Annotated in this window: 18 protein-coding genes; 9 read left to right on the top strand and 9 right to left on the bottom strand. The window is 40.5% G+C overall.

Annotated elements, in window-relative coordinates:
• Positions 1–52: 52 nt before the first annotated feature.
• On the bottom strand, positions 53–661 hold the full coding sequence (locus tag AACS90_RS14125) for a TfoX/Sxy family DNA transformation protein (RefSeq protein ID WP_099123094.1): 609 nt from the start codon (positions 659–661) through the stop codon (positions 53–55).
• A 249-nt stretch (positions 662–910) separates the two neighbouring features.
• Between AACS90_RS14125 and sulA the strand changes: the two genes are divergently transcribed.
• Both sulA and ompA read left to right on the top strand, forming a co-directional pair.
• Positions 911–1,483: an SOS-induced cell division inhibitor SulA gene (gene sulA, locus AACS90_RS14120; RefSeq protein ID WP_099123093.1), complete on the top strand. Its 573-nt coding sequence runs from the start codon at positions 911–913 to the stop codon at positions 1,481–1,483.
• 357 nt (positions 1,484–1,840) lie between these two features.
• Positions 1,841–2,971: a porin OmpA gene (ompA, locus tag AACS90_RS14115; RefSeq protein WP_099123092.1), complete on the top strand. Its 1,131-nt coding sequence runs from the start codon at positions 1,841–1,843 to the stop codon at positions 2,969–2,971.
• Between the two features lie 77 nt (positions 2,972–3,048).
• Here the strand turns inward: ompA and matP are convergent, their stop codons facing one another.
• On the bottom strand, positions 3,049–3,498 hold the full coding sequence (matP, locus tag AACS90_RS14110; RefSeq protein WP_099123091.1) for a macrodomain Ter protein MatP: 450 nt from the start codon (positions 3,496–3,498) through the stop codon (positions 3,049–3,051).
• A 204-nt stretch (positions 3,499–3,702) separates the two neighbouring features.
• Between matP and AACS90_RS14105 the strand changes: the two genes are divergently transcribed.
• Together AACS90_RS14105 and fabA are read left to right on the top strand one after the other, a co-directional pair.
• Positions 3,703–5,433, top strand: a complete 1,731-nt coding sequence (locus AACS90_RS14105; protein ID WP_099123090.1) for an AAA family ATPase — start codon at positions 3,703–3,705, stop codon at positions 5,431–5,433.
• Between the two features lie 85 nt (positions 5,434–5,518).
• Complete coding sequence (gene fabA / locus AACS90_RS14100; RefSeq protein ID WP_086956222.1) at positions 5,519–6,037, top strand: bifunctional 3-hydroxydecanoyl-ACP dehydratase/trans-2-decenoyl-ACP isomerase; 519 nt, start codon at positions 5,519–5,521, stop codon at positions 6,035–6,037.
• A 108-nt stretch (positions 6,038–6,145) separates the two neighbouring features.
• On the opposite strand, the gene rmf is transcribed toward fabA, so the two are convergent.
• On the bottom strand, positions 6,146–6,304 hold the full coding sequence (gene rmf, locus AACS90_RS14095) for a ribosome modulation factor (protein WP_086956221.1): 159 nt from the start codon (positions 6,302–6,304) through the stop codon (positions 6,146–6,148).
• Positions 6,305–6,796: 492 nt separating this feature from the next.
• Here rmf and AACS90_RS14090 point away from each other — a divergent pair, with 492 nt between their 5' ends.
• The gene (locus AACS90_RS14090) at positions 6,797–7,741 is read left to right on the top strand and encodes a Kdo(2)-lipid IV(A) acyltransferase (protein WP_099123089.1); all 945 of its coding nucleotides are present in this window, start codon (positions 6,797–6,799) and stop codon (positions 7,739–7,741) included.
• 157 nt (positions 7,742–7,898) lie between these two features.
• On the opposite strand, the gene AACS90_RS14085 is transcribed toward AACS90_RS14090, so the two are convergent.
• Positions 7,899–8,351 (bottom strand): hypothetical protein, encoded by a 453-nt coding sequence (locus tag AACS90_RS14085; protein WP_099123088.1) that lies wholly within the window; start codon positions 8,349–8,351, stop codon positions 7,899–7,901.
• Between the two features lie 167 nt (positions 8,352–8,518).
• Between AACS90_RS14085 and AACS90_RS14080 the strand changes: the two genes are divergently transcribed.
• Together AACS90_RS14080 and AACS90_RS14075 are read left to right on the top strand one after the other, a co-directional pair.
• On the top strand, positions 8,519–9,298 hold the full coding sequence (locus AACS90_RS14080; RefSeq protein ID WP_099123087.1) for a PhzF family phenazine biosynthesis protein: 780 nt from the start codon (positions 8,519–8,521) through the stop codon (positions 9,296–9,298).
• 55 nt (positions 9,299–9,353) lie between these two features.
• Positions 9,354–9,860, top strand: a complete 507-nt coding sequence (locus AACS90_RS14075; protein WP_099123086.1) for a DUF1543 domain-containing protein — start codon at positions 9,354–9,356, stop codon at positions 9,858–9,860.
• A gap of 60 nt (positions 9,861–9,920) precedes the next feature.
• Here the strand turns inward: AACS90_RS14075 and lldD are convergent, their stop codons facing one another.
• The 3 genes from lldD to AACS90_RS14060 form a co-directional block, all read right to left on the bottom strand.
• Positions 9,921–11,072, bottom strand: a complete 1,152-nt coding sequence (gene lldD / locus AACS90_RS14070) for an FMN-dependent L-lactate dehydrogenase LldD (RefSeq protein WP_099123085.1) — start codon at positions 11,070–11,072, stop codon at positions 9,921–9,923.
• Positions 11,073–11,267: 195 nt separating this feature from the next.
• The gene (locus tag AACS90_RS14065; protein WP_099123084.1) at positions 11,268–11,840 is read right to left on the bottom strand and encodes an RBBP9/YdeN family alpha/beta hydrolase; all 573 of its coding nucleotides are present in this window, start codon (positions 11,838–11,840) and stop codon (positions 11,268–11,270) included.
• Positions 11,841–12,107: 267 nt separating this feature from the next.
• Positions 12,108–12,659, bottom strand: coding sequence for an NADAR family protein (locus AACS90_RS14060; protein WP_099123083.1), 552 nt, complete (start codon positions 12,657–12,659; stop codon positions 12,108–12,110).
• Between the two features lie 328 nt (positions 12,660–12,987).
• Between AACS90_RS14060 and AACS90_RS14055 the strand changes: the two genes are divergently transcribed.
• Together AACS90_RS14055 and AACS90_RS14050 are read left to right on the top strand one after the other, a co-directional pair.
• Positions 12,988–14,028, top strand: coding sequence for an NAD(P)-dependent oxidoreductase (locus AACS90_RS14055; RefSeq protein ID WP_099123082.1), 1,041 nt, complete (start codon positions 12,988–12,990; stop codon positions 14,026–14,028).
• A gap of 76 nt (positions 14,029–14,104) precedes the next feature.
• The gene (locus AACS90_RS14050) at positions 14,105–15,028 is read left to right on the top strand and encodes an AEC family transporter (RefSeq protein ID WP_099123081.1); all 924 of its coding nucleotides are present in this window, start codon (positions 14,105–14,107) and stop codon (positions 15,026–15,028) included.
• A 170-nt stretch (positions 15,029–15,198) separates the two neighbouring features.
• Here AACS90_RS14050 and dkgB read toward each other — a convergent pair whose 3' ends face one another.
• Positions 15,199–16,005 (bottom strand): 2,5-didehydrogluconate reductase DkgB, encoded by an 807-nt coding sequence (dkgB, locus tag AACS90_RS14045; protein WP_099123080.1) that lies wholly within the window; start codon positions 16,003–16,005, stop codon positions 15,199–15,201.
• 137 nt (positions 16,006–16,142) lie between these two features.
• Entirely contained in the window at positions 16,143–16,583 is a 441-nt protein-coding gene (locus AACS90_RS14040) for a DUF2335 domain-containing protein (protein ID WP_099123079.1), read from the bottom strand.
• Between the last annotated feature and the right edge of the window lie 70 nt (positions 16,584–16,653).

The following is a 16,653-nucleotide window of genomic DNA, read 5'->3' as shown; positions in this document are numbered from 1 at the left end:
TTTAAAATCAATTATCATCTGTCGTCTTAAATTAAGATAAAATAGAATAATACTAGTTACTATGTTCTAATTCTTGATGCCATATAAGTAAATCATGGCGTAGTTTTTCTGGCAATACAGCAACATGGCAACCTTCTATTGCTCCGGCTAATGCCAGTAAGATATTAACACTTATCTTCTTTCCATTTTGTTGTAATTTAAGATAAGTTACTTTTGCTCCTAACACACGTAATTCTTCTACTTTTGATATTCCTGCTTTCCATAACTGGCGCTCCAAAGCCATCCCAAGATTAGGAAGATCTTTTAATCTGAGAGGTGTTCTTTGTTTATTAATGATATCTGTCAGTGTATCTTGATAAGCTAAATTAACATATTCGAATAATTGTTTTTGATCCCGCCAAAGTGACTCACTGACTCGGTAATAACGCAAAGCCACAGGAATTCCCCTTTTTGAATAGATAAACGTCTCCATGCCTTTGGCTTTAAATAACGTCTCTGCATAACTATTCCCTCGTAAATAAAGCTCACCTTCATAACTCAGGGCGAACAAGACTCCATCAATTGATAATCCAATTCCACCAAACTGGGATTTTTTTTTAAGTTTACCCAATGAAGATACGCCGTGTTTCAATTGATCAAAACGCGCCCCAGATAAAAACATTTTTATCACTCCATGAATTATATCCTGACTAAATATTTTATGCTCAGTTCCCTTGTCTGTTATTAACAAAATAAATAACAAGAACAAGTAATTAAAACCATACGCAATCTATTTCTGGCTGCCAATCATTAAATGAGAAAAAAACTGTTTTATATGAATTTTTGCGAAGCGCCTTGAAAAAAATGGTCTTGCTTTTAGCCAAATAACCAATTACTGTATATATATACAGGCATCATGGTGAGGAACATTATGCGTATTCAACCCACTCTGGAGTATCTCATTGAGAGTAAAATTGAAGCTGAGAACAGTACAACTCACACACACGAAATCACTAATGTAACGGGCACTACATCTACAAAATTACAACCTTTTAGTCAGGCTGAGCAAAATTCCTTACAAGCAGTAAATGGTACAATCCGTGAGTTAAGCTATTGTGAACAATGGCCTGTGGTTAACCACATCCTACTTCCTTTGCTACATCAATCCAGAGATGAAAACAGGTGGTTACTCTGGATAACGCCTAATAAAAGATTAAGCCGCCAGTGGTTAGTCGATTCGGGTTTGTCTTTAGACAAGAACGTTCAATTAAACCAAATTACCCCTGTTGCATCACCCTATGCCATGGAGAAAGCCTTAGCAAGTGGTAGCTACTGCATCGTATTAGGATGGCTGCCAGAACTGTCTGAATATGGAGTACAAAAACTGAGATTAGCTGCACAGAAAGGCACAACACTAGGCCTGATTATGCGTCCTCAGGCCTCACCCGAACAGTATAATCCTGTAGAAAGCAGGATAAAGTTTCATTCTATTTACTATCATTGAATTAATTTAAGATTATTCTCAGTATTTTTTAAAATAAACATGCTATGAGTAATAAAACTTTTTTATTTATTATAAAAATCAAATAATTAAATAATCTGCCTTCATAAGCCATCATTAATAATATTTAATTTCTTACAGGTATTAATTTAAAAAATATGTATCACAAATCACCATGTACTTGTAAGTTTTAAAGTTCGTTGTAGACTCTACAAAGTTGGGTTGATGCTGATTTAACTAACATTTCAGGAATTATCTATTGATATTAAGCGCATATACCTAACAGATTGTTTCAACCAATGGCCAACAATAAGACTTTAAGGCCAACTACTTATTATTTGGATGATAACGAGGCGTACAATGAAGAAGACAGCTATCGCAGTGGCCGTGGCAGTAGCAACTTTTGCAACTGTGGCTCAAGCAGCTCCAAAAGAGCATACTTGGTATGCAGGTACTAAGGTAGGTTGGTCCGACTACAGTAGAACAGGATTTAAAGATATCGATGCTGCTAAAATAGCAACAGGTAATGCTGACAAGAAAGATGCTCTGGGTGCCGGAGCTTATGTTGGTTATCAAGCAACACCATATATAGGTTTCGAACTAGGTTATGATTGGCTGGGGAAAATGACCTATAAATCTAAGATTAATGACGCCAGTTTCAAAAGCCAGGGTATTCAGCTTGCAATGAAATTGAGCGCCCCGCTGACAGACTCTTTAGATGCTTATACACGTCTGGGGGGCATAGTGTGGCATTCAAACGCTTCAGCAAATTACAGCCACTCAGATAAAACAAAAGACTATGTGAAAAATAATAGTACTGGTATTTCACCGCTAATCGCTCTCGGTGCTGAATATGCATTGACGAAAAATGTTGCAACTCGTCTGGAATACCAGTGGGCACCAAAAGTTGGTCAGAGCGGAAAAGGCAGCTCAGATGCATATACGCAGGATCGCAGCTCTTATTTAGGGCCTAAACCAAATAATGGTCTGCTAAGCCTCGGTGTTTCTTACCGTTTTGGGCAGGATGATGAAGCTACGCCTCCTCCTGTGATCCCTGCTCCGATGCCTGTTGTTGAAAACAAAAGCTTTACCCTGCGTTCTGATGTCCTGTTTGACTTCAACAAATCAACATTGAAGGCTGAAGGTAAACAGGAACTCGATGCACTATATAACCAATTAAGTAAAATTGACCCAAATCAGGGGCATGTTGTCGTTCTTGGTTACACTGACCGAATCGGTAGCCAAAACTATAACTTACCTCTGTCCCAGAAACGGGCTCAATCCGTTGTTGACTATCTGATTGCAAAAGGCATTCCTGCAAACAGTATTCAGGCTGAAGGTCGCGGTAAAGAAGATCCGGTTACCGGCTCAACATGTGACAATATCAAAGCGCGCTCTACATTGATCTCGTGTCTGTCACCAGACCGCCGTGTTGTTATCAATATTCAGGGTACTCAGGAAGTAACTGTTCCGGCAAAAGTTGCCCTTTGATTTATCTACATTATTCATAAAATAAAAACCTCATGTGTAAGCATGGGGTTTTTATTTATTTCATCGTTTTTCAAAGACTATTTATCTAAAATTGCAGCTAAATCCTGTTTTAAATTCAGAATTTGGTGAGCATATTTTTCTTTATGTTCAGCATCTTCCAATAATTGTACAATTGTTTCTGATAAAGTATTACCACGGCGTCGGGAGAGATTTGAAAGACGCTGCCAGACATGAAAATCCAGGTCAATCGACTTTTTACGCGAGTGCTGATGTTCTGCGTTAAAATGGCGCTTACGCCGTGCTCGGATAGTTTGCTTCATACGGTTGGATAGAGCTTGATTCATATGCAGTGAAATCCATTGCAAAACCTTGACAGGTTCTCGCTCTAATTTTAACAATGCATTAATTGCATCCTGAGCTGCACTTTTTTCAAGATATTTAGTGATTTCTTCACCTTCTCGATGTTTTTTCACTAAATAAGCCCATTTCCAGCCACATTCCAGATTTTCCAATTGTTGATATTTCATTTCATCTCTCAGTGACAGCGTAACTTAAATTAAGCATAGCAATTATTTATCTTAATTTCTCATAACAACACCTGATTATCGTGCATTTCTTAAACAATTAATGGGATAGTACAAATATCATGCCTTTCAAAGATTATGGCATGTAGGTTCACAGCCTAATCTTGTATAATAAATGTTTCTTTTTCACTACATGTAGCTATCACTTTGACGAATATAAAATTAGACTGGCAATCATTACAGCCAAATAGTGTACCTTATCAATCACTTTTCAATTCTGTTTCTGAATCACCTTCCATCACCCTGGAAGTCATTCAACCCAGGCTGCACAATGGGCTAACACTTTTTTGTCAGGCCAATTTACGCCAATCTTTTATGCTGTTAAAAGCAGAAGAAAGTGATGCCTGCCTGGCCCTTTTATCCGATACAGTTTCTACATTATTACCAGAAAGCTATCCTGATGTTGGTGGCTATTATCAGATAGAACACCAAACCATTACATGGCATTCCTCCGGTGAAGGCCCTTTCTCGCCAAATCAAAGAGTTGCTTATCGCGAGTGGATTGAACCTGAACAATTATTTGGCAACATCTACACACACCAGAATGTGCTTCAACTCCAGCCGGGGCTTATCCACCAAGTTAATGGTGGTGTTTTAATCTTACCCCTACGCACGCTGCTATCCCAGCCATTAATGTGGGTTCGGCTCAAACAGATGATCATTCAACGACGTTTTGACTGGTTACCACACAATGAAAACCACTCTCTGCCTCTGCCAGTTCCCTCAATACCGTTAGATTTGCGTCTGATCCTTGTAGGAGATCGGTTCAGTCTTGACGAATTGCATACTATTGAACCGGAATTGGCAAGCAGTGCTTTATACAGTGAATTCGAACCTGATATGCCATTTCATGAGGAAGATGATCTGGCGATGTGGTGTCGCTATGTAAGTGGATTCATTCAGCAGCAAAAACTCCCGTCTTTGAGCCAAGATGCCTGGAGCGAATTATTCAGGCAAGCTGTTCGCTACACCGAAGATCAATTCAGTTTGCCTTTAGACATCCAGTGGCTGAAACAAACTCTGGAAACAGCGGCTAATTATCAGCAGGAAAATCAGATTACCCTGCATTCTCTGCAACAGGCAGAAGATAACCGGCGCTGGCGTCATAGCTATTTAGCTGAACGCAGTATGGATGAAATTCTGAAAGGTCAAATACTGATCCGTACACAGGGTACTGTTATTGGTCAAATAAACGGATTGTCTGTACTTGAATATCCGGGCCATCCAGATCCGATTGGTGAGCCCTCCCGAATCAGTTGTGTTGCCCATTTAGGCGATGGCGAATTTATTGATGTAGAACGTAAAGTCGAGCTTGGGGGTAATATTCACGCCAAGGGCATGATGATTATGCAGGCCTACTTGATTTCTGAGTTAAAACTCGATCAGCCTCAGCCCTTTTCTGCTTCTATTGTATTCGAGCAATCCTATGGCGAAGTCGATGGTGACAGTGCTTCGTTAGCTGAATTATGTGCATTAATCAGTGCATTGTCTCAACAGCCGATAAACCAGCAAATTGCGGTGACAGGAGCCGTCGACCAATTTGGTAATGTTCAGCCGATTGGTGGTGTTAATGAAAAAATTGAAGGTTTTTTCCGTGTATGTCACTGCCGTGGGCTAACCGGTTCACAAGGGGTGATTATCCCGACAGCCAATGTGCAGCATCTGTGTTTGCATCAGGATGTTATTAATGCGGTGAAAAATGGAGAATTCCATATTTGGGCTGTAGAGCACGTGTCCGAAGCCGCTTCATTATTGACAGACATCCCTTATTATGACGAACAGAAAGAACATCTGTTAGCTATGATATATGAACGTATTACACAAATTAATAGTCAAGAACGCCCAAAATTACCTTGGTTCTTACGCTGGTTGGGTTAGTATCTCAGATATCTGATCGGAGTTGTTCAGCGTACAAGTGTACGCTATTCTCTACCCTTACCCAATAATAAGGCTATCTGAGAATATGTTTAAAAAACAAGAGTCCTACACTAAAGAAGAACTTCAAGCCTCTGGACAAGGTAAGTTATTTGGTGAAAATGGGCCACCACTGCCTTCCGGTAATATGTTAATGATGGATCGCATCATTAAAATGACAGAAGATGGTGGCACTTATAACAAAGGGTATATCGAAGCTGAACTTGATATTAACCCTGACTTGTGGTTTTTCGGTTGCCACTTTTTCAAAGATCCCGTTATGCCAGGTTGCCTCGGTCTTGATGCGATGTGGCAGCTTGTTGGTTTCTTCATGGGCTGGCTTGGCGGTGAAGGTAAAGGTCGGGCGCTTGGTGTTGGGGAAGTAAAGTTCACCGGGCAAGTATTACCAACAGCAAAAATGGTCACCTATCGCATTAATTTTAAACGCGTCATAAACCGGAAACTGATTATGGGTCTGGCTGATGGTGAAGTGTTGGTTGACGGTAAACTTATCTATACAGCCACTGATCTGAAGGTAGGGATATTCAAAGATACCAGTAATTTTTGATTTTCTTGTCCTGATGTTTACTTCCCTTCTCTTATACTAATCACCTCTGCATTATGGCAGAGGTGATTTGTTATTAAAGTAACGGGTTATTGACTAAAGTCACAGCAATCAAACACGGTCTTCCATCGCCTGACGCCAACCCCCCAGCCAGTGTGAGCGGGCATCTAACGAATGGTAAGGGCAATTTTCCCGCGGTCGCCCTAAAATACCAGCGTGATAGCCCCTAGAAAGTGCACGTGCCAAACGATCTCTTTTTTGTCGTTTCATGTCTTACTTCCTCACTTACTTACTATGAAAATAAAACAATGAATGTTTCTTATTCAGAAGGCTTCCTAGTGATACTCCTATCTGAAATGAAGATCAAGCAAAGAAAGCTGTAAAAAAGTTATAATTTGACACCATGCCGGTGTAAGTGAATACAGGTAAGAAAGCCAGCTGTAGCTTGAAAGATGGCAGGCATTTATTCCTGCGCTTTGCTACTAATCATGCTGCCTTCTGTACTCCCTATCCTGCTTCCGTTCAACGAGGTAACACAACCATTTGAATATCATATCTGGTGATATCATAATCAACACCTGATACAGCAAGGCCAAAACCGTAAGGATAACTGCTAAGTTGCTATTGCTTGATTAACCATTTAGTGCCCTGATATTTCGATATTCCACTAAAAAGTGTCACAATAGCCCCATATTACTCCTGAGGTGGTATAAGACAGGTTTTTTTATAGTTCAAGAGTTATCTTTAAGACACTGAAAACACATGATACAGACACCCTCTTTTCATCGTTCACTTTTACATCCCCGCTACTGGCTGACTTGGTTCGGTATCGGAATACTTTATTTATTGGTCTTACTTCCCTATCCAGCGATTTACTGGATCGGAACCCACCTTGGCCGGCTATCACAGCGCTTTTTAAAAAAACGAGCTAAAATCGCTGAGCGTAATCTGCTTCTCTGTTTCCCCGATATGTCACAGGAAGAACGGGATAAGTGGCTGGTCAAAAATTTTGAATCCGTGGGCATGGGATTACTTGAAACTGGTATGGCATGGTTCTGGCCTGATTGGAGAGTAAAGCGCTGGTTCAAAGTGACAGGACGAGAAAATATCCAGAAAGCACAGACCACAGGCCAGGGGATCATTATTATTGGGATCCATTTCCTGACACTGGAATTGGGTGCTCGCATTTTCGGTATACTGAATCCGGGTATCGGTGTTTATCGACCAAATGATAATCCGGTTCTGGACTGGCTACAAACCTGGGGACGCTTACGCTCCAACAAATATATGCTGGACAGAAAAGATCTCAAGGGAATGATCCGCTGTCTGAAAAATGGTGAAATTGTCTGGTATGCACCAGATCATGATTATGGCCCACGTAAAAGTGTATTTGCTCCATTATTTGCAGTTGAACATGCGGCAACAACAACTGGGACTTCAATTCTGGTTCGATTATCGAATCCGGTTCTACTTCCTTTTACTCCGCGTCGACTACCAGATGGAAAAGGTTATGAGCTGATTATTCAACCAGCTGTAGAAAACTTCCCTGAAAAAGATGAAACGGAAGCTGCCGCATTTATGAATAAGATCATCGAGCAGGAGATCATTCAGGCACCAGAGCAATATATGTGGTTACATCGCCGTTTTAAAACACGTCCCGAAGGTATGCCATCTTTATATGGTGATAATAGCGATAATATTCACTAGATGCTCAGCCCCTTTCAGATTACGTTTTTCTTGGCTATAAAGTCGCTGAAAGTCATCACATATCAATCATCATAACTTAAAAAAATCAGGCTCTCACTCCAAAAGTGACAGCCTGATTTCTAAGCTACAAAGTTAAATAGGTGGTTCAATAAACCATCTAATAAGCCCCTCCACAGGCATCCGCAATCTCCATATTGGAATAGCCATTTCCCCATTTTTGTTCCAGCTTTTGTCTGGTTTCCCGGTAGCATTTGCGTTGGGAGGCTCGATTCCTGTCATTCATAGTTGCCCAGTCTTTGTCATGATGAGGAAATTTCAGTTTTTGATTATCCCAATCATAAGAAAACCCAAGATGTGCTTTTGCATCATCTTTTCGGGCATATTTATATTTATCCGCTTCTTCTTCCCGTTTCTCAACCAGTGCGTTGTCTCGTGCTAACTGATCAACCTGCCAGTTGTTAGTACCCAACCCTTCTCTTTTTTTCAGGTATTCTTCTGGTGTTTTGTTATCAGCAGGTATATTACTTTTATAGCTAAAATCATGCGCGAACGCCTGAGAACAGCCAATTACCATGAGAAAAAGCAGGCCGATAATCCTTTTAAACTGCATAAATATCCTAGTGTGATTATAACTAAAAATCATTATTTAATAGTCATTCTCCACTGAGATCAACTACCAGTTATAGGTAGTTAGTAGGCCAAAAACAAATACCCCTTTACAATCAAAAGCAATTTCAACATGCTAGCTGAGATTTTTTTATGTAAAGTGAGTTTCTGATGTCCTCATACCCTATTTATCATGTCGATGCTTTCACAGAAAAAAACTTTTCCGGCAATCCTGCTGCTGTTGTCTTACTGGATGAATGGCTGTCAGATGAGGTACTTATCGCTATCGCTGCTGAAATCAATCTTTCAGAAACAGCTTTTTTAGTCGGTGATCACCTGCGCTGGTTTACTCCCAGAATTGAAGTGAATTTATGTGGGCATGCCACACTGGCAACCGCTTTTGTCCTCGTTGAAAAATGTTCATACCAAAATAAATTAATTACATTTAAGACCCGTTCCGGTGATCTGCATGTGACTCATCAGGATGGTGTTTTTACATTAGATTTCCCTGCTGCTGATTGCCAGGAAGAAGCCACCCTGCTTCCTGTTATTCAGGATGCTCTGGGGCAAAAAATCAAAGCAGTATTTGCCTCCCATGATCGTTATATCTGTGTATTGGATTCTGCTGAGCAAGTCCGCCATATTCAGCCTGATTTCGATAAAATCGCCTCCCTTCCTTTTTCTGGTCTTGCCATTACTGCTCCCGGCGATTCACCTACTGACTTTGTTTCACGCCATTTCGCTCCGGCAAAAGGCGTTAATGAAGATCCTGTCACGGGTTCAACTCATTGTGTTTTAGCGCCTTTCTGGAGTAAAAGGCTTAATAAATCTATCCTCCGCGCACGTCAGTTATCTGAACGGGGTGGTGATATATTGTGTGAAGTACAAGGAAAACGTGTTTATCTGACAGGAAAAGCTAAACTATTTTCTTACGGTCAAATTGTGCTTTAAATCAATTATCATCTTGCTTCTGAGAGTAAAAATAAAAAAAGCAATAAGGAAAGGTATGACTCAGTTATATATGTTTTATCTTGGTGGAAATGCCGGAAAATCCAATATCGAAGTTCATGATGTCCAGTTTGTTGCTGTAAATAAGGTTGAAGAAGCCTACCCCGTGTTACGCGATGTGTGGTTTGGTGATAAAGATAAACTTCATCTGGATGGCTATATGCCTGTTAGATGGGCAGATGGCTATGATATTTCTCTCAGCAAAAATGAATACGCAGGGGATTTACGACTTTATTTTGTAAACGTAGGTGGCTATCAAAAAAATTCACTGGCAGAAGCCCATGAATATGGATTTTTTGTTGGCCGTACAGCTGAAGAAGCAAAAGAAAAAGCAAAAAAATATTTGCTTACTGGCTATGATCAATTACATAAAGATAATCTGAAAGATGTTGATGACTGTCTGCTTTTGGGGCAAGTGAGTGGCTACTATATTCATCTGACTGAAAACCCTAACGGGCTGCCAGATAAACCAGAATGGCAAGGGTATCGCCCTATCGGGATCTAATAAAAAAGAGTCAGCAGCTTCATACTTTGCTGACTCTGCTAACTTCAAACCAGCAGTAAGTTAAAATAATGGGCGCAGATTATCTACTAATAAATCTGAATTTATATCCTTGACAGATTTCGCTCCCGTCAGTGTCATAGCAACCCGCATTTCTTTATCAATCAATTCTAATAAGTTGGAAACTCCCGCTTCCCCCGCTGCTGCCAGAGCATACGCAAAGGCTCTTCCCAATAAAACACTGTCGGCACCCAATGCAAGCATTCTTACGACATCTAACCCTGTGCGAATACCCGAGTCAGCCAGAATTGTAATGTCATTTTTAACAGCATCTGCAATAGCCGGTAAAGCTCTGGCACTAGAGAGAACACCATCCAGTTGTCGCCCACCGTGATTGGAAACAACAATACCATCAGCGCCAAAACGGACAGCATCTTTAGCATCTTCAGGATCAAGGATACCTTTAATAATCATAGGCCCTTGCCAAAAATCGCGTATCCACTCTAAATCTTTCCATGATATAGACGGATCAAAGTTGCTCCCTATCCAACCGATATAATCTTCCAGCCTGGTCGGTGTACCACGGTATAGGGATATATTGCCAAGATCATGAGGTTTTCCCATCACACCAACATCCCACGCCCAGCGCGGGTGGGTGATTGCCTGTAAAAAACGCCGTATCGCTGCATTCGGGCCACTCATTCCTGAATGAGCATCGCGATAGCGAGCACCGGGAACAGGCATATCAGCAGTAAATACCAGATTTTTAACACCGGCTTCCTTTGCCCTTTCCAGAACATTGCGCATAAAACCACGATCTTTTAATACATAAAGCTGAAACCATATCGGGCGCTCGATTGCTGAAGCCACTTCTTCAATCGGGCATACAGATACCGTAGATAAGGTAAATGGAATACCTTTTTTAGTCGCGGCCCGGGCGGCCTGTACTTCTCCACGGCGAGCATACATACCACTTAAACCGACAGGAGCCAATGCCACGGGCATTGATATCTTCTCACCAAATAGACACGTTTCCAGATTCAGTTCAGACATGTCTTTCAACACACGCTGGCGCAGCTCAATATGAGATAAATCTTCGGTATTACGTCTCAGAGTGTGTTCTGCATAGGCTCCGCCATCAATATAATGAAACAGGAAAGGGGGTAGCTTATCCTGTGCCGCAGCCCGGTAATCAGTTGAAGCGGAAATAATCATGGCCTTCACCTCTGCCCAAAATAAAATTAACGGCAATAATATTGTTTTGACTGATCATATTGCCCATGACCAGCACATCAGGCAACGTAATGCGAAACATAAAAATAGATAAACCTGTTCCACAAAACATCTTTTTTATCTGATGGCTGATGATAGTTTAGGCAAAATAACAAAAGTAAAGTGAGTAGATACTGTTCAAGCGGATACCATTGCTTTCAGGGCATCATAAACAGGCAGCAAACGGATAAAACCTTCCCTGTCAAGAAAGTGCCCTGCATTCTCAATATTAATAATTTCAGTTTGTAATGAATTAGCAAGAGCATGGGATGATTCGGGAGAGACAATCTCATCATTAGAAGAAATGATAGAAACACGGTGTGCTGTTACTTCACATAAAAATGCATAATTCAATGGCTGAAGAGTAAAGCTTGCTAATTCCGGCATAGTACTCTGTACTGAATCGAACGCTGAAACCAAAATATACCCACCAATTTTATCGGTCGAGTCTTTGATTGCTTCTAAGTGACGAAGTAAAGCCACACACCCAAGACTATGACCAATAAAGATTGTATTATCATCCACATTGGGTGCAATCTCCATTAGCTTTTTGGCCCACTCTTCCGGTGTAGGTGATAACGATTCAGGCATTTCCGGTACAATTACTTCTGCACCTTGTTCAGTCAGCACTTCTTTTAACCAGGGAAACCAATTTGATGAAGGTGAAGCAGTATAACCGTGGATAATGATAACTTTTTTACCAGAAAACATAGCCAGCTCCTTTATTATTGATGGTGTCATTGATTCTATACACAATGAATTTCAAGATGCATCGCGGCGGCAAGGGAGAGACAAATTTGTCGGGAACGAATTTGCCCAGCCAAAGGCTGGCCTCCGGTGAGAGGCAGGAGCCTCTCAGTAATCCCCAGAAGCATAGATAACTATGTGACTGGGGCGAACGAGCGCAGTCAACAAAGAGGCAACTTGAAAGACGAAGTGTATATCCTAATGAACAAGAGTATCGGTCATATTCTGTATTCACTCACCCTCGATTTTTAATTTTTCGCGCACAGTCATTAAAGCAAAACCTAGTAAGTTCAGACCATTCCATGCTAAGGGATTATAAATATCAGGATTATCTTCTGCCATTCCTACGCCCCAAATCCTATCTACAGGGCTGGCTTCTACTAATACCTTATCTCCCGTCCGTAATAAAAATGCCTTCATTGCCGGATTTTGAGAGAATTTAGCTATATTTCCATCAATCACAATCTTTGACCGGTACTCGTTCCAAATTGATTGGTTAAACCCTCTCACTTCCCGACCATAAGATTTCGCGGCTCCCGGATTTTTTGCATTAATAATCTTTTCCATTGTAGCAAAATCATTAAATAACCGGGCTTTCCCAGCCATCATATAATGTTCTGCACTAATATAACTGACTCCATCTACGACAAATTGCGCAGGATACCACTGGCTTAAACATGATTTAGTGATGAGTTCAGTATGATGCTTTTTATGCCCCCAGAAAAAGAGATATTTAATATCCTCTTTTGACTGATAAAGCTTACATAACGTTTTAATATCCATATTATTTCTCTGTAGTGAATATTAGCCATGTCACTTCAGCACAACCCACTGAAGTGACAAAATCATTTTATAATCAGGTCACACAAAATCTAAATGCGTTGAAAGTAAATTTCACATTCCGATACGCCAGATTTATAAACACTTCAATACTATTGGTTAAAATCGGCAATTAGGGATCCTAAAATTAGTGCAGTTAGAATAGATCTTGATGATTGTCCCATATTTTTCGGCAAACCAACATCAAACGAATCTCTGATGAAAGTAACCTGCTAGCTGTTAAACAAATTCGGTGGAGAAATACTGCCCTTGGCCTGACAGGATGTAATGTATGAAAAAGAAAATTTTCTTGTTAGATACGCTTCCAGGAACGCTATTCGAAAAGGAAATAAATGGCTATCTCTCTCCTGATATTGAATTAGTTATTAACATTCCTGACGATATTCAGATAAATAGTCAGAATCACAACTATCGCTTTGAACGAGTTAATATTAATACGCAAAACGCACAACAAATACTTTCGGTAGCTAAACGTTTTGGTGGATTTCATGCTATAAAATTGAGAAAAAATATTCCTCTCAGAAGGAATTTATTGTGCAGCTTAGTTGAAAAAGAACTTATTACCCCATTACAAGTGATTGGCCAAGCGGGAGTTGGGCTAAATCACATCGATATTCAGACTACAGAATCACTTAAAATAGAGGTGATTAACACTCCTGCTTCAAATGCAACTGCTGTTGCTGAATTCACCTTATTACAAATGTTAGCTCTATTACATCAAACAGACTGGCATCAACGACAAATGCGCGAAGGTATTTGGACGAAAACTATGCGACCATCTTCAAACTCATTGAGTGATGTCAAAATAGGGTTGGTTGGCAGTGGCGCAATTTCTCAAGCCCTATTACATCTGTTAAAACCTTTTGCTCCTCAAGTGACCATCCTAGGCAGCCATCGATTCACTGATAAAAAAGCAGAAGCTCTGGGTGTTCGTCGAGCCTACAATATTAAATCTTTACTTATTGATAACGATATAATTTCTTTACATCTTCCGCTAAATACTGAGACGCATCATCTGATTAATAGAGCCATCCTTCCTCATTTTCGAAAAGGAGCCTACTTGCTTAATATGGCGCGTGGTGGTTTGATCGATGAAAAGGCTCTCGCGTCATTCATGCAACAAAATCCAGGTTGGATCTCCGGTGTTGCTCTGGATACTTTCGAAAATGAAGGAGAGAGCTTTTCTACGCCAATGAAAGATTTTGATGAGGCCCTGCTGACACCTCATATCGCGGGTTCAACTTCCTCAGCCATATTAAACTCAGCACTAAAGGTTCAGCAGGCCATTCTGTCCTATCTGGGATTGAAGTAGTATAAGGATCTCAGATACCTCATAAGCCTGCTATTCTGATTAACGTGTATTGTTATTTCATCTTTTAAGGGGCTTTATGCTATTACAAATCATAATGGCTGCACTCGGGCCTATTGTTTTAGGTTTAGCAGTAGGTTGGCTGTCCGGTAAATATGGATTGATAAAACGTGAATATTCACAAGCATTTGCCGACTTTGTTGTTAAGATTGCCTTACCTTTTGCTTTATTTCTCGCAGCCGCAAAAGCATCACCATCAGTACTACTGAATATTAACTACTTATTAACGTTAGCTGTCGGGTTGATTGCATCTTATATTATCGGTTTTTTTGCAGGTAAGATTCTCTTCCGCCATGATAAAAAAGATGCAGCCATGCAGGCATTATCCGTTTCTTTCCCGGACATGGCTTACTGTGGGCCACCGGTATTATTGGCAACCGTTGGTTCATCCGGCCTGATTGCCATGATACTTGGGAATTTAATCTATACGATTATTATTATTCCTTTCACTTTACTGATGATAAGTGACAGGCAACAAAATAGTAGTGTTTTAAAATCGGTAGGAAAAGCCATTGCTCAACCATTAGTGTTCTTACCCATTCTGGGAGCACTGCTGGCAATTTTTGGTGTCAAGCTACCGGAAATTTTGCAAAACTCCGTCGATGAATTAGGTAAAACGGCGGGTGGTGTTGCCCTGTTCTTCCTTGGCTTATTACTCTCAGGCATTAAATTAAAAATCAGTGTTGAAATCGTTTTTAACGTCTTTGTGAAAAACTTTGTACAAGCAGCTTTAGTCCTTGGTACAGGTATCGCATTAGGTCTTCAAAGCGATATGCTGAAATCAGCATTTATTATCGGGTTTTTGCCAACCGCAACGGCAGTCCCTGCTCTGGCAATCACTAATAAAGCCTACACAGATACCTCCGCAGAAACTGTGTTACTCAGTACTCTTGCTGCCCTTATCTCTATTATCGGTGGCATTACCATCGTCGAAATGTTGTAACTCAACTTTACAGGTCATTGATCCCAATAAAGTATTGGATATTTTAACGAAATGTTTTTCAAATCGTTCTACCAGCTAAAAAGCGCAGATTCGTTGATAGTGTAATATTTGAACATATTTTCCCTCAGCATTGCTGAGGGATGACTCAGGAAATGAACAGACGGGAGTGATTAGTTATCCCACTGAGGAGCAAGACCTTCCGGGTTAACGATACGTTCGTTACGTTCAAGAGCAGCAATAGCGGCCATGTCATCTGCATCCAGTTTCAACGCGGTAGATTTTAAGTTGCTCGCTAAATTCTCTTTCTTAGTTGAAGAAGGGATCACGCTATACCCCAATGACATTGCCCAAGACAAAATGACCTGTGCAGGGGTAGACTGGTGTTTTTCAGCGATGCGCCCGATAACTTCATCATGAATCGCTTTGCCATAAGCTAGGGTCATATAAGAAGTGATATGAATATCATGCTCTTGTGCCCAAGCAGTTACATCACGATTTTGCAGATAAGGGGAAAGTTCAATCTGGTTCGTGGCAATATGTTCAGCACCTACCGCCTCAATTGCCTGTTGCATCAAATCAATGGTGAAATTTGAAACGCCAATTTCACGTGTTAATCCCATTTCTTTGGCTTCCAGCAACGCATTCATTGTTTCTGCAACACTCACCACGTTCTTTGGTGACGGCCAATGAATGAGTGCCAAATCCACATAATTCGTGCGCAGTTTCACAAGACTCTCTTTGAGGCTTGATATCACTTTTTCTTTGCTCAGATTTTCTGTCCAGATCTTTGTCGTAATATAGATGTCTTCACGGGTAATACCACTTTCTTCTATCGCTTGGCCTACCGCTGCTTCATTTTCGTAAATCTGCGCAGTATCAATCGCGCGATACCCCAGCTCAAGAGCGTTTTTTACCGATGCTATGACAACGTCATCTTTCAGACGAAAAGTACCTAATCCAAATGCAGGAACAGACATAATAAAATCTCATACCGTTAATGTTTAATCCGAGGTTTATTATCATGAGATCGTTTTCTATGAAAAAGAGCAATAAATGCAGAAGTCTTTTGCGTTTACTGCAACAATACTGAAATTACCATCGAATTTTGGCCGGATCATTTACTGCTTAACTTTCTTCCTATCACAAATACGGCTGCCAGCCCAATCAGATCAATGGTAACTAACGTTCCTGCAAATACTATTTCACCTCTGAATGCAAAAAATGTCGCAATAATTAAGATAAACATCGCAATGGAAAAACCCATCCACTGCCCTCTCCTCTCTTTTTTTATCATGCCATCCAGCGCCAACCTATTATTGTCATACTGAAATTTTTGCTCTTTCTCCCTGAATAATAATATTCTTTCAGTGCTTCCAGACAATATGGATTCGTAATCCCTTAATACATCGGGAGGAGGCAGAGGCCCGATGCAGGCCGAATATGCCTGATTTTCGAAATTCTTTTTATTATCCAAAATGTCCTGATAATCATTTGCGGGCATAATATCAAAAATACTCCCCATTGCTCTGAGATAACAACGAATGTGATAAGCCATATTTTCTCCGAAAGAATATACACAAAACCGATGGGAATAAAATCAACTAACTAATTAACAAGAATCAATA

Source organism: Xenorhabdus sp. KK7.4 (assembly GCF_963876465.1).
GTDB lineage: Bacteria > Pseudomonadota > Gammaproteobacteria > Enterobacterales > Enterobacteriaceae > Xenorhabdus > Xenorhabdus stockiae.
The sequence above is the reverse complement of the archived record's forward strand: the minus strand, read 5'-3'. Positions and strand labels throughout refer to the sequence as shown.